Annotated in this window: 11 protein-coding genes; 8 read left to right on the forward strand and 3 right to left on the reverse strand. The window is 70.9% G+C overall.

What is annotated here, in order from left to right; translation table 11 throughout:
• Positions 1–2: 2 nt before the first annotated feature.
• The 4 genes from ASD19_RS01485 to ASD19_RS01500 are packed head-to-tail and all read left to right on the forward strand — an operon-like array spanning position 3 to position 4494.
• Positions 3–1100 carry a carbohydrate ABC transporter permease gene (locus ASD19_RS01485; protein WP_055988048.1) on the forward strand — a complete coding sequence of 366 codons (1098 nt, stop codon included), beginning with the start codon at positions 3–5 and terminating at the stop codon, positions 1098–1100.
• On the forward strand, positions 1097–2008 hold the full coding sequence (locus ASD19_RS01490) for a carbohydrate ABC transporter permease (RefSeq protein WP_055988051.1): 912 nt from the start codon (positions 1097–1099) through the stop codon (positions 2006–2008). The genes ASD19_RS01485 and ASD19_RS01490 overlap by 4 nt, the downstream gene beginning before the upstream one ends.
• A gap of 7 nt (positions 2009–2015) precedes the next feature.
• On the forward strand, positions 2016–3449 hold the full coding sequence (locus ASD19_RS01495; RefSeq protein WP_055988053.1) for a GH1 family beta-glucosidase: 1434 nt from the start codon (positions 2016–2018) through the stop codon (positions 3447–3449).
• A gap of 10 nt (positions 3450–3459) precedes the next feature.
• Complete coding sequence (locus ASD19_RS01500; protein WP_055988055.1) at positions 3460–4494, forward strand: LacI family DNA-binding transcriptional regulator; 1035 nt, start codon at positions 3460–3462, stop codon at positions 4492–4494.
• 126 nt (positions 4495–4620) lie between these two features.
• Here the strand turns inward: ASD19_RS01500 and ASD19_RS01505 are convergent, their stop codons facing one another.
• Entirely contained in the window at positions 4621–5943 is a 1323-nt protein-coding gene (locus tag ASD19_RS01505; RefSeq protein WP_055988057.1) for a uracil-xanthine permease family protein, read from the reverse strand.
• 363 nt (positions 5944–6306) lie between these two features.
• On the opposite strand from ASD19_RS01505, the gene ASD19_RS01510 reads away from it, so the two are divergent.
• Positions 6307–6900 carry a tannase/feruloyl esterase family alpha/beta hydrolase gene (locus tag ASD19_RS01510; protein ID WP_156377059.1) on the forward strand — a complete coding sequence of 198 codons (594 nt, stop codon included), beginning with the start codon at positions 6307–6309 and terminating at the stop codon, positions 6898–6900.
• A 198-nt stretch (positions 6901–7098) separates the two neighbouring features.
• On the forward strand, positions 7099–9066 hold the full coding sequence (locus ASD19_RS01515; protein WP_055988063.1) for a BCCT family transporter: 1968 nt from the start codon (positions 7099–7101) through the stop codon (positions 9064–9066).
• Between the two features lie 69 nt (positions 9067–9135).
• Here ASD19_RS01515 and ASD19_RS01520 read toward each other — a convergent pair whose 3' ends face one another.
• Both ASD19_RS01520 and ASD19_RS01525 read right to left on the reverse strand, forming a co-directional pair.
• Positions 9136–10011, reverse strand: coding sequence for a phosphoribosylaminoimidazolesuccinocarboxamide synthase (locus ASD19_RS01520; protein WP_055988066.1), 876 nt, complete (start codon positions 10009–10011; stop codon positions 9136–9138).
• Positions 10012–10217: 206 nt separating this feature from the next.
• On the reverse strand, positions 10218–11291 hold the full coding sequence (locus ASD19_RS01525; RefSeq protein ID WP_156377060.1) for a hypothetical protein: 1074 nt from the start codon (positions 11289–11291) through the stop codon (positions 10218–10220).
• 313 nt (positions 11292–11604) lie between these two features.
• Here ASD19_RS01525 and ASD19_RS01530 point away from each other — a divergent pair, with 313 nt between their 5' ends.
• Together ASD19_RS01530 and ASD19_RS01535 are read left to right on the forward strand one after the other, a co-directional pair.
• Positions 11605–12852, forward strand: a complete 1248-nt coding sequence (locus ASD19_RS01530) for a sensor histidine kinase (RefSeq protein WP_055988069.1) — start codon at positions 11605–11607, stop codon at positions 12850–12852.
• Between the two features lie 31 nt (positions 12853–12883).
• Positions 12884–13582: a response regulator gene (locus ASD19_RS01535; RefSeq protein WP_055988070.1), complete on the forward strand. Its 699-nt coding sequence runs from the start codon at positions 12884–12886 to the stop codon at positions 13580–13582.
• Positions 13583–13593: the final 11 nt, after the last annotated feature.

Below are 13593 nucleotides of genomic sequence, written 5' to 3' on the forward strand. Positions count from 1 at the left end.
CCATGACCGCCACTGACACCACGACCCACGGGGAGGGGCGCTCCAGCGCCCCTCCCTCGGGCCCCCAGGCGGCGCCCAGCGCGTCGCCCTCCGGGGCACCGGCCCCCCGCCCCGTCCGGGTGCTCTCGTTCTCGCAGCGGCTCAGCCGCTGGGACCTGAGGCTCTCGCCCTACCTCTACATCTCGCCGTTCTTCATCCTGTTCGCGATCGTCGGGCTGTTCCCGATCGCGTACACGGCCGTGATCTCGTTCATGGACTGGGACCAGATCCGCCGCTCGGGCGAGTTCATCGGATTCGACCAGTACGTCTGGATCCTGACGCAGCCCAAGTTCTGGATCGCGCTGCGCAACACCTTCAGCATCTTCCTGCTCTCGAGTGTGCCGCAGCTGATCCTGGCGATGTTCATCGCCGTCATGCTCGACAAGCACATCCGGGCCAAGACCTTCTGGCGCATGAGCGCGCTGCTGCCGTACGTGGTGGCGCCCGTCGCGGTCGGCCTGATCTTCAACGCGATGTTCGCGGACCAGTCGGGCGTCGTGAACGGCTGGCTCGGGTTCTTCGGCATCGGCCCGATCCCGTGGCACGTCGAGCCGTTCTGGAGCCACGTCGCGATCGCGTCCATGGTCAACTACCGCTGGACCGGCTACAACGCGCTCATCCTGCTGGCTGCCATGCAGGCCATCCCGCGCGACTACTACGAGGCGGCGACGGTCGACGGCGCCGGCACGTGGCGCCAGTTCTGGAGCATCACGCTGCCCTCGCTCAAGCCGACGCTGATCTTCGTGATCATCACCTCGACGATCGGCGGCCTGCAGATCTTCGACGAGCCGCGCATGTTCGACCAGTTCGGCCGGGGTGGCGCGGGGCAGCAGTGGCTCACGATCACGCTCTACCTGTACGACATCGGCTGGGGCGAGTGGAACTTCGGTCGCGCCGCGGCGATGGCGTGGATCCTGTTCCTGATCATCCTGGCGATCGGCCTGGTCAACCTGATCGTGACGCGCTCGCTCGTGCGCGACGAGGGCGCCAGGGTGATGCGCCCCTCGCGCGCCGAGCGCCGCGCCGCGCTGCGCGCCCAGAGGAAGGAGGTGGCGCGATGAGCGCCGTCCGCCCCGATGAGGCCGTGGGCACCGCCACGGCGACCCTCGTGACCGGCCGCACCGGCCGCCGCGCCGTGCGCATCCGGGGAACCCGTCCGGGGTTCTGGGTGTACGCGGGTCTCGCGGTCGTGCTGTTCGCGAGCCTGTTCCCGCTGTACTTCTCGTTCCTGATCGGCTCGGGCGACGCCAGCACGCTGCGCGATCCGGACAAGTCGTGGATACCCGGCGGCAACTTCATCCAGAACGCGATCGCCGTGGTGAGCCAGCCGGCCGTGAACTTCTGGCCGGCCCTGTGGAACAGCATCTGGAGCTCGACCGTGATCGCGGTCAGCGTGGTCGTGTTCTCGACGCTGGCCGGATGGGCGTTCGCCAAGCTGCGCTTCCGCGGCGGGCCCGCGCTGCTGGCCTTCGTGGTCGCCACCATGGCGGTGCCGCAGCAGCTCGCGGTCGTGCCGCTGTACGTGCTGTTCGCCGAGATCGGATGGACGGGCCAGATCGGCGCGATCATCATCCCGGGCCTGACGAGCGCGTTCGGCGTGTTCTGGATGACCCAGTACCTGCGCCAGACCGTGCCGGACGAGCTCATCGAGGCCGCGCGCGTGGACGGCGCCTCCATGATCCGCACGTTCTGGACCGTGGGCGTCACGGCGGCCCGGCCCGCAGCTGCGATGCTGTTCCTGTTCACGTTCGTGACCGCCTGGAACAACTTCTTCTGGCCGTTCATCGTGCTCGACCGGCAGAACCCGACGCTGCCCGTCGCGCTGGCGCTGCTGCAGTCCAACTACTTCGTCGACTATTCGATCGTGCTCGCCGGTGTGGTGCTCGCCACGCTGCCGCTCCTGCTGCTGTTCGTCTTCGCGGGCAAGCAGCTGGTCAGCGGTATCATGGCCGGCGCCGTGAAGGGATGATGACCCTATGACCCGCTCGTTCCCCTCCGAGTTCCTGTTCGGCGCGGCGACCGCCGCCTACCAGATCGAGGGCGCCGCCTTCGAGGACGGCCGCACGGCCTCCATCTGGGATCACTTCGCCCGCATCCCCGGGGCCGTCATCAACGGCGACAACGGCGACGTGGCGTGCGACCACTACCACCGCTACGCGGACGACGTCGCGCTCATGAAGGAGCTCGGCCTGCAGGCGTACCGGTTCTCGACGTCGTGGTCGCGAGTGCGGCCCGACGGCGGTCCCGTCAACGCGAAGGGCATCGACTTCTACAGCCGGCTCGTCGACGAGCTGCTCGAGGCGGGCATCCTGCCCTGGCTGACGCTGCACCACTGGGACATGCCGCAGGCGATCGAGGAGAAGGGCGGCTGGACTTCGCGCGACACGGTCGACCGCTTCGTCGAGTACGCCCTGTCGGTGCACGACGCCCTCGGCGACCGCGTGACGAAGTGGACGACCCACAACGAGCCGTGGTGCTCGTCGTTCCTGTCGTACACGGGCGGTGAGCACGCGCCCGGCCGCCAGAGCGTCCGCGACGGCCTGCTCGCGTCGCACCACCTGCTGCTGTCGCACGGCCGCGCGATCCAGGAGCTGCGCGCGCGCGACGCGGCGCTCGACTTCGGCATCACGCTCAACCTCACCAACGGCGAGCCGGCGGATCCGTCCGACCCGGCCGACCAGGACGCCGCGCGCCGCATCGACGGCCAGTTCAACCGCTGGTTCCTCGACCCGATCTTCCGCGGGCAGTACCCGGCCGACGTCGTGGAGGACATCCGCGCGATCGATCCGGAGGCGGTGGCCGCGTTCGAGTCCGCCGTGCAGGACGGCGACCTCGCCGTCGTGTCGACGCCCATCGAGTTCCTCGGCGTGAACTACTACCACGGCGAGTTCGTGTCGGGGCATGAGACCGACCGGCCCGCTCCGGTCGGCGAGGCGCCGAGCGACCGCCCGAAGCGCTCGCCGTTCCCCGCGATGGAGGGCGTGCACTGGGTGGACCGCGGCTTCGAGCGCACGACGATGGGCTGGGAGGTCGACTTCGCCGGCCTGCGCAACCTGCTCGTGCGCGTCTCGGAGCAGTACGCCGCCCCGGCCGGGGTGCCGCTCTACGTGACCGAGAACGGCGCGGCGTACGACGACGAGGTCGTCGACGGCGAGGTGCACGACGCCGAGCGCGTCGCGTTCGTGCGCGGTCACGTCGCGGCGGTCCTCGAGGCGATCGACGCCGGCGTCGACGTGCGCGGCTACTTCTACTGGTCCCTGCTCGACAACTACGAGTGGGCCTGGGGGTACGAGAAGCGGTTCGGCATCGTCCGCGTCGACTACGACACCCAGCAGCGCACGGTCAAGGACAGCGGTCGCGAGTACGCTCGCATCATCGCGTCCCGTGCGGTGGAGCCGGCGGGGGTCTGACAGGAGACGGATGGATCAGCGGATCGGGGACGGCCCGGCACGGGGTGCTCGAGGCACGGCCACGATCGAGGAGGTCGCGGCGCGGGCCGGCGTGTCCCGCTCGACCGTCTCGCGCGTGCTCGGCGGCGGCGCCCGGGTCAGCCCCGAGGCGCTGACCGCCGTCCGGCAGGCGATCGCGGAGCTCAACTACGTGCCCAATCGGGCGGCGCGGTCGCTCGCCAGCCGGCAGACGCACGCGATCGCGCTGGTCGTGCCGGAGGACACCACGCGGTTCTTCGGCGACCCGTTCTTCGCCGCGATCGTGTCCGGCATCAACGCGCGGCTGTCCCGATCCGAGCACGTGCTGAACCTGATCATCGCGTCGGACGACCCGGGCGACAAGGCGACGTCGTATCTGACCGGCGGCAACGTAGACGGCGCGCTCGTGGTCTCGCACCACACGAGCGACACCTATGTGGAGCGGATCAACCAGGCCGTGCCCGTGGTGTTCGGTGGCCGTCCTGTGCGCACCCGCGCGGACGACTACTTCGTGGACATCGACAACGTCGAGGGCGGCCGGATCGGCACGCGTCACCTGGTCGAGCGCGGCCACCGCCGCATCGGCACCATCACCGGCCCGCTCGACATGCCGGCCGGCGTGGACCGCCTGCAGGGCTTCCGCGAGGTGCTCGAGGAGGCGGGACTGGAGCCCGGGCCCGCGGAGGACGGCGACTTCACGACCGACGGCGGGGCCGAGGCGATGCGGCGCATCCTCGCGGCCGGTGATCCCCCCGACGCGCTGTTCGTGGCGAGCGACCTGATGGCCCGCGGCGCGATCGGGGTGCTCCATGCGCGCGGCCTGCGCGTGCCCGAGGACGTCGCGATCGTCGGCTTCGACGACTCGCCCGTGGCGGTCAACATGCCGCCGCACCTGACCACCGTGCGCCAGCCGTCCCGCCTCCAGGGCGAGGCGATGGCCGACGTGCTGCTCGCGCGCCTCGCCGGCGGCGACCCGCCGCACGCGACGATCCTGCAGAGCGAGCTCGTCGTCCGCGAGACCGCGTAGGGCCGGTCGTCGGATCCGCTGCGCGGTCGTCGGATCCGTGATGCAGAAGGGGCCGGCGCGCACGTCGCCGTGCACACCAGCCCCTTGCGTCCGTCGACCGGGCGGTCGATCCGACGACTGAGCGGATCAGTCCTGCGGGTCGCCGCCGAGCTGTCCGACCGGGGGGATGGGGCCGCCGTCGTCCGCGCCGGTGCGGCGCGCGCGGGCGATCAGGTTTCCCACGTGGTAGATCACGAGCGCCGCGACCGTGCCGAGCACGATGCCGCCGAGCTCGAAGCCGTCCCACTGCATGGTGAAGCCCGCGATGCCGATCACGAGCGCCACGGCGGCCGTGTACTGGTTGACCGGACGCGAGAAGTCCACGCGGTTGTCGACCCAGATCTTGATGCCGATGATGCCGATGAGGCCGTACAGCGCGGTGGTCACGCCGCCGAGCACGCCGGCCGGGATCGAGTTGAACACGGCGCCGATCTTGGGCGAGAACGCGAGCAGGATCGCGACCAGGCCGGCGATCCAGTACACCGCGGTCGAGTACACGCGGGTCGCGGCCATGACGCCGATGTTCTCGCCGTAGGTCGTGGTGCCCGATCCGCCCGCGAGGCCCGCGAGGGTCGTGGCCGCGCCGTCCGCGATCAGCGCGCGGCCCGTGTGCTCGTTCACCGAAGCGTCCGTCATCGTGGCGACGCCGCGCACGTGGCCGACGTTCTCGGCCACAAGCACCAGCACCACCGGCAGGAACATCGCAATGGCCGACCACGTGCCGGCCGACGCGAAGTCGGGGAAGTGGAACTCGGGGGCGCCGAACCACGCCGCGTCGCCCACCGCGCTGAAGTCGAGCTCGCCCGTGATCGCCGCGAACCCGTAGCCGACGATCACGCCGAGGAAGATCGAGATGCGGCCGAGGAAGCCGCGGAACAGCACCGCGAACAGGATGACCGCGGCCAGCGTCACGGTCGCCGTGAGCGGGGCGCTCTGGTAGCTGCCCCACGCGACGGGCGCGAGGTTGAAGCCGATCAGCGCGACGATCGCGCCCGCCACCACGGGCGGCATCAGCTTGTCGACCCAGCCCAGGCCCGCGAACTGGACCACGAGTCCCACCGCGGCGAGCAGCACGCCGACCGCGACGATGCCCGCGAGCGCGGAGCCCATCCCGGCCGACGCGGTCGCGGCCGTCACGGGCGCGATGAACGCGAACGACGAGCCCAGGTAGCTGGGCAGGCGGTTCTTCGTGATCAGGAGGAACAGCAGCGTGCCGAGCCCGCTGAACAGCAGCGTGGTCGAGACGGGGAAGCCGGTGATGGTCGGGACGAGGAACGTGGCGCCGAACATCGCGACGACGTGCTGGACGCCCATCGCGATCGTGGCGGGCCAGCTGAGGCGCTCGCCGGGGGCGACGACGCGTCCGGGGGCGACCGTGCGGCCGTCGCCGTGGACAGTCCACAGGGGCATGGGGCTCCTTCGGGTGGAGGGGCGGGAAGGCAATCGATCCACGATACTGCCCGCGGCGTTTCGCGCCCGTGAACGGCGACGACCGGATGTCGCCACGAGAACTTCCGTTCATGCGAATTCCCCGTCGATCGGCGCCCGCCCCGTGGCTACCATGTGCCGCGTCGGCCGCCTGGCCGGCGCCGCGTCCGGGTGTCGCGGTGATCAGCGCCGGCGGAGGCCGGCGCCCTCACCGCCGAGTCGTGCGCCGCGCTCGTCGGCTACGAGATCCCCGAGAAGCAGATCGAGCTGCCGACCCGCGGCGCCGTGGTCGAGACCGCGACCTGGTAGAGCGGGTACTGCGCCGTCACCGGATGGATCCGCGCGGTGACCGCACCGCAGGATATGCAGTTCCGGGTGAACCTGCCGGCCGAATGGAACGGCCGGGCGCTGCAGTTCGGCGGCGGCGGGTTCGACGGGTCGCTCGTGACGGCCACCGGGAACTACACCGCGCAGCCCGCCGACACCTACACGTTCGATCCGCTGCAGCACGTCGACCGGATCCAGGAGCTCGGCGAGATCATGGACGTCACCGACGTCGATCTCACCCGGGTCCAGGCGCACGGCGGCAAGGTCATCCTGACGCACGGCACGATCGACGACTTCATCACGCCGCACAACACCGTGCGGTACTACGAGCGGCAGCAGGAGCGCTTCAAGGACCGCCTGGACGACTTCCTGCGGTTCTACATGGTGCCCGGCTGGGGCCACGGCCAGGGGCGCTTCGTCGCGCAGTACGACGGGCTGGGCGCGATCGTCGACTGGGTCGAGAACGGCGTCGCCCCCGAGGGGCTCGTGGCCCGCGACGGCAACCCCGGCGCCGACCGCACGCGGCCGATGTGCGAGTACCCGGCGTGGCCGCAGCACACCGGCGAGGGGTCGATCGACGACGCGGAGTCGTTCGTCTGCGTGACCCGCTGACACCGCCCTCAGGGCCCCGCGGGGAGGCGTGTCGAACTCCTCCCCGCGGGGCCTTTTCGTGCCCGGACCGGCCCTGATCCGCACGTGTGAATCGCGTGTATGCGCTCGTATCGAATGGCATTCGAACGCAGCCTATGCATAGCCTGGGAGGACGAGTCCGCATACGTAACGCACCTTGAGTTCGACGAGAAGAGTGTCATGAGCGATAAGACGACCCCGGCGGAGCCGGGGATCGAACGGAAGAAGCCCGTCACCAAACTGGTGAAGGAGGTGACCCATCCGGCGCTCATCCCAGGCATCGGAGTCGAGGACACGGGGCGCACCTTCTCCACCAACTGGCTGGTGTTCGGCATCGCGGGAGCACTCGTGCTCGCCGTCGTGATCTGGGGCTTCGCGGCCCCGCAGAGCATCAGCGAGGCCGGCTCGGCATCGCTGGGCTGGGTCATGGAGAACTTCGGATGGCTGTTCTCGCTGCTGGCGATCGTCACGATCGCGTTCATGCTCGTGCTGGGCTACGGCCGCACGGGCGGCGTCCGCCTCGGAGCGGATGACGAGGAGCCCGAGTTCTCGACCGTCTCGTGGATCGCCATGCTGTTCTCGGCGGGCATGGGCATCGGCCTGCTGTTCTGGGGCCCGGCCGAGCCGCTCGGGTACTTCCTCGACGTCCCCTACGGCTTCGACGCGGAGCCCGGCACGCGCGACGCGATGCACATGGCGCTCGCGCAGTCGATCCTGCACTGGGGTCCGATGGCCTGGGCCTTCTACGCGCTCGTGGGCGGCGCGATCGCGTACGCCGCGTACCGCCGCGGCCGGCCGCCGCTGATCTCGGCGATCTTCGCCCCGATCTTCAAGGAGCGCACCGAGGGGTGGGCGGGCGCGATCATCGACGTGTTCGCGATCATCGTGACGCTGTTCGGCACGGCCGTGACGCTCGGCATGGGCGCCCTGCAGATCGCGAGCGGCGTCGAGCACGTCGCCGGGATCGGGCCCGTCGGCAACGTCGGCCTGATCGCGATCATCACGATCCTCACGGCGGCCTTCGTCGTGTCGGCCGTGTCCGGCATCAAGCGCGGCATCCGCGCGCTGTCGAACATCAACATGGTGATCGCGCTGGTGATCGGCGTCATCATCTTCGTCGCCGGCCCGACGCTGTTCCTGCTGAACATCATCCCGTCGTCGGTGTCGGCCTTCCTCGCGGAGCTGTGGACGATGCTGATGCGCAATCCCGCCCAGGGCGAGGACGCCGCGACCTTCGTGTCGTCGTGGACCAACTACTACTGGGCGTGGTGGATCTCGTGGACGCCCTTCGTCGGCATGTTCATCGCGAAGATCTCGCGGGGCCGCACGCTGCGCGAGTTCGTCACGGTCGTGATCATCGTCCCCGCCGCGGTCTGCATCGTGTGGTTCGGCATCATGGGCGGCACCACGATGCTGTTCGAGGAGGACGGCCGCGGCATCAGCGAGGCGGGCGGGCCGGAGGCCATCCTGTTCGCGGTGCTCGGCGAGCTGCCCTTCGGCGCCGTCCTGTCGGTGCTCGCGATGATCTCGATCGTGCTGTTCTTCGTGACGTCGGCCGACTCGGCCGCGATCGTCATGGGCTCGATGAGCCAGCGCGGCAAGCCCGAGCCCTCGAGCTGGGTCACGATCGCCTGGGGCGTGCTGCTCGGCGCCGCGGCGCTCGCGCTGCTGCTCGCCGGCGGCGAGACCGCGCTGTCGGGTCTGCAGTCGATCATGGTGGTGACGGCCCTGCCGTTCGCCGTGATCGTGGTCGGGATCATGGTGGCTTGGGCGCGCGAGCTCGCGACCGACCCGTACATCCTGCGCCGGCGGTTCGCACGCGCCGCGATCGCGCAGGGCGTGCGCCTCGGCATCGAGGAGCACGGCGACGACTTCGTGTTCGGCGCGACCGAGGTGGCCCCCGATCAGGGGGCGGGCGCCGCGATCGACACGGACGACCCCGCACTGACCGAGTGGTACGAGACCGCCACCGAGCAGCTGGAGATCGTCTCGGCCGCCGACATCGCCCGCACGCTCGAGCCCGGGCACATCCAGCACAAGGGGCCGGATCACCCGGAGCACACCGCCTCGGGCGACGCGTCGCTCGTGGTCGGCGAGGGGCGCCGCGCCGCGCGCGAGGCCGACAAGCCGACGGTGGGCAGCGACTGACCCGCGTACGCGACAGGGGCGGGGATCCGGATCGGATCCCCGCCCCTGTGGCTTCTGGAGGCCGTGCGGTCAGGCCGTGAGCAGGTCGAGCAGCTCGCGGTAGCGCGCGACCGTGCGCTCGACGATCTCGGCCGGGAGCTCGGGCGGGGTGCCCTGCTTGTCCCAGTTCGCCGCGAGCCAGTCGCGCACGATCTGCTTGTCGAAGCTCGCCATCCGCTCCTTGGGCGTCGCGCCGTTCTGCCACGCGGCCGCGTCCCAGTAGCGCGAGGAGTCGCTCGTGAGCACCTCGTCGGCGAGGCGGAGCACGCCGTCCTCATCCGTGCCGAACTCGAACTTGGTGTCGGCCAGGATCAGGCCGCGCGCCTCGGCCGTCGCGGCCGCGCGGCGGTAGATCTCGAGCGAGCGGTCGCGCAGCTCGGCCGCGCGCTCGGCGCCGACCAGCTCGACCGTCCGCTCGAACGAGATGTTCTCGTCGTGCTCGCCCATCGGCGCCTTCCAGGCGGGGGTGTAGATCGGCTCGGGCAGGCGGTCGCCGTCCTGCAGGCCGCCCGGCAGGGGGATGCCGCACACCGTGCCGATCTCCTGGTACTCGACCCAGCCCGAGCCCGTGAGGTAGCCCCGCACGACGCACTCGACGGGCAGCATGTCCAGCGCGCGCACGATCATCGCGCGCCCCGCGACCACATCCGGCACCGGCTCGCCCGTCAGGTGGTTCGGGATGGCCTCGCCTCCGTCCGCGCCCGACAGCTGGTCGAACCACCACAGGCTGAGGGTCGTGAGCAGCTCGCCCTTGCCCGGGATGCCGGGGGAGAGCACGTGGTCGAACGCGCTCACGCGGTCGCTCGCGACGACCAGCATCCGCGAGTCGTCGCCGTCGGCGGGCGCATAGAGGTCGCGCACCTTGCCGGAGTACACGTGCTTCCATCCGGGGATCTCGAGCGTCATGCGTCCATCATCCCAGTGCCGCCGCCCGGCGCCGTGCGGGCGCTGGCATCTCCTGCTTGGTGCCGCTGTCGATCGGTCCGTGTCCGACTTCGTGCCGCCATGACGGTGGGATTTCAGCGGGAAGCGTGAGACGTCACGGTCGAGTGGCAGTCCTGAGGAGGCTCTCGTGCCGGAACCTGGCAGATCGACACGAGAGCCATCCAATGTCAGAACGTGGCGTACGCCTCGTACTTCGTGCCTTCGGGCAGGGGGTTGAGGAACGTCACTTCGAACTGGACCTTGCCGCCGCCTGCGGGGAGCCGGTCGACGTACGTCTGCTCTGCGCCGAGCACTGCGCCGTCAGGGTTGCGCGCGATGACGACGACAGTGATGAGCTCCTGCTCGGTTTCGAACGTCCCGCTGATCGTGCCACTCACGCTCGTGCTGTAACCGTCGTTGACGGCGCTCAGGGACTCGAGCGTGAACGCACCGGTTTCGGCTGCGGGCGAGGAGATTGCGGCAGTCGCTCCAGGGCCACGGACCTCCAGGCTGGCGATTTCCGCCTGACCGACGTCGAAGAATGTCCCCGCGACAGCGATCCGTCCCGCGAGGATCGTCGTGTACGAGGTTGCGGAATCGAGAATGGTCCCGTCCGAGCCGATCGCCTCGATAGTCAGAGGGGAGCTGGGGAAGACGTGGTCGGCATTCGGGTTCTCCAGGACGGCGACATACCACCAGGAAGTCTGGTCGTAGTCCTGCCGGCCGAACGCCGTCTCGACCACCGCCAGCTCCTCGGCGGCTGCTGGCGCGGGGTCCTCCTGCGCTGACGCAGTGCTCGCCGGGTCGGGTTCGTCATTGGCCGCCGCCTCCTGTGTGGGCGCCGCCACGACGTCGTCGTCGAACGCCTCAGTGAACGCATTTGCGGCGGTCACGAAGAACACGATGACCCCGACGATCGTGCCGACGATGCTGAGGATGAGCGCGACGATGCCAAGCGTCTTCTTCCTGCCTTTGAGACACAGGGAGACGATCGCGAGCACGAATGCGATCGGAAGCAGGATCCACCCAAGAATGAACGCCCCGGGAATGACGGCGAAGAGGAACCCGAGCGCCGCGACCGCGAGCGCGACGGTCGCAACTACGTTGCGGCTGGCAACCGTCTCCTGAGCGCCGGCCGGAGCGTGCGGCGCGTGCTCCGCAGGCGCGGGCGGTTCAGTCGGTGCGTTGAGCGGTGCGGTATATGCCTGGGCCCCGGCAGGCGAGGGCGGCGGCGGGGGCGTGGGGGAGGAGTTCTCGGACATCGGGGCCTCTCTGCGCAGGAGCGCGGTGGTGCTCGGGGACATGATGGGGAGTTCTCCCCATCGAGGATGACCATATATCGGTTTCTGGACGTTCGGTGAGAGCGGGCCCGGTCGCCGGGCCGCCGGGGCCGCGCTGGCCCGTGGCGACCCCGGCGGGGCTCGCGGTCGCCGACGTGGCGGCGACAGGGACAGCGTCCGTCGCAGGGGACCTCGCGCACCTCCTCCATCCGGTCGGAGCCGCCCGGCCGATCGGCCGGACATCGTCGGGCGGAGGGAGGAGGCCCGCGTCCGTGGCCGCCAATACGCTCGGAGCATGACCACCGCCGTGCGCCCGCGACCGGGCCGGATCGCGCGGCTGCTCGACGGCGGCTGGTCGACCGGGCTGTTCGTGCTCGGCGCGCTGTGGGACATCCTGTGCGTGATGAACGTGCCGGGGGCGGCCGTCTTCCGCGCCGACGCGGAGCGCGTGGCGAGCATCACCGACGTGGGGACCCTGCTCGCGCTCGCCGCGCTGCTGGCCTGGACGACGGTGTACGTGCGCGCACGGGCGCCGCAGGTCGTGCTGATCGCGGGCGCGGTCCTCATGGCGATCGGCGTCTCCTACCTGCTCGCCCTCGTGGGCGTGTTCCACGCGCTGATGCGCTGGCCGAAGCGAACCGGATGGATCGCCGGGGTCACCGCCGCAGGCGTCGCGGCGTTCGTTCTGCGCGAGGTCCTCACCGACTGGGGCGCGGCGCTCCCGTGGCTGTTCGGCGCGAGGACCTCGGACCCGGGCGCGGTGGGCTGGACCGTCGCACCGTGGCTCCTCGCCCTGGTCTCGCTCGCGGCCCTCGCGGGTCTCGTGGCGCTGCAGCGCAGCCGCCGGACGGCCGATGCCCATCGCGCCCGCGCCGAACGCGAGCACCGACGCGCGGAGACCCTCGACGAGAAGCTGGCGAGGCAGGCCGAGCGCGAGCGGATCGCGCGCGACCTGCACGACGGCCTCGGGCACCGGCTCGCGTCCGCCGCGCTCTCGGCGAGCGCCTTCGAGGCGCAGGTCTCCGCGAACCCGACGATCGATCCGTCGCTCGGGGAGTGGGCCCGCGCCGTGCGCGAGCAGACCCGGGCCGCCCTCGACGACGTGCGCGGTGTCGTGGGCGGTCTCCGCTCCGAGGGCCGGTCTCCGGCGCCCGCGTCGCTGCGCCTGGTCGGACAGCTGCTGGGCGAGCTGCGCGCGGCCGGGCATCGCATCGACGCCTTTGTGATGGTCGAGGGCTCGGACCGGGTCGGGACGACCCTGGATGCGGCCGCCTACCGGATCCTCCAGGAGAGCCTCACCAACGCCATCAAGCACGCGCCCGGAGCGCCCGTCTCCGTGACGTTGGATGCGTCGCCCGAGCGCGGCGTGCGCATCCGGGTCGAGAACCCGCTCACGGTCGGCGGCGCCGGCGTGCCCGGCGGAGGCCACGGGATCATCGGGATCCGCGAGCGCGCGGAGTCCGAGGGCGGGACCGCGTGGATCGGAGCTCACGAGGGCAGGTTCATCGTCGACGTCGACCTGCCCTGGGTCGACCGCGCCTGAGGGTGTCCGCGCCCGTCGGTAGGGTGGCGACGTGCCCCTCGCCGACGCCGCGGACCCCGAGCCCCGACCGCCCGTGCGCGTGCTGATCGTCGACGACGAGGCGTTCCCGCGCAACGCGATCCCGGCGATCCTCGGGCCCTATCCGGAGATCGATGTGATCGGTGCGGTCGACGGCGGTGCCGCCGCGGTCGAGTTCGCGCGTGCGCATCGCCCCGACGTCGTGCTGATGGACATCCAGATGCCGGGCATGGACGGGATCGAGGCCACGCGCGCGCTGCTCGCGCAGGTCGACGCCAACGTCGCCGCCATGACGAGCATCGCGGACCTCGGGACGGTGAGGCGCATGTTCGAGGCCGGTGCGTACGGCTACATCCTGAAGGACACGGATCCCGGCGACATGGCGCGGGCCGTGCTGACGGTCGCCCGCGGCGACGCGTTCCTGGCGCCGCAGCACACGCGCCAGATCGTGGTGCAGCTCGCCGCCGACTCCGGGGCGGAGGCCCGCCGCGAGGCCGCGGCCCTCTTCTCCGCGCTCACCGAGCGCGAGCGCGAAGCCGCCCGGCTGATCGCGACCGGCGCGAGCGACGACGAGATCGCCCGCGCGATGCACCTGGGCGTCTCGACCGTGAAGACCCACGTGCAGCAGGCCCGGATCAAGCTCGGCGCCCGGAACCGCACCCAGGTGGCCGTTCTCGTCGAGCGCGCAGGAGAGACGCCCGCGGGCGTCTGACTCGCCCGGCG

This window comes from Microbacterium sp. Root53, assembly GCF_001426925.1.
Taxonomy (GTDB): Bacteria; Actinomycetota; Actinomycetes; order Actinomycetales; family Microbacteriaceae; genus Microbacterium.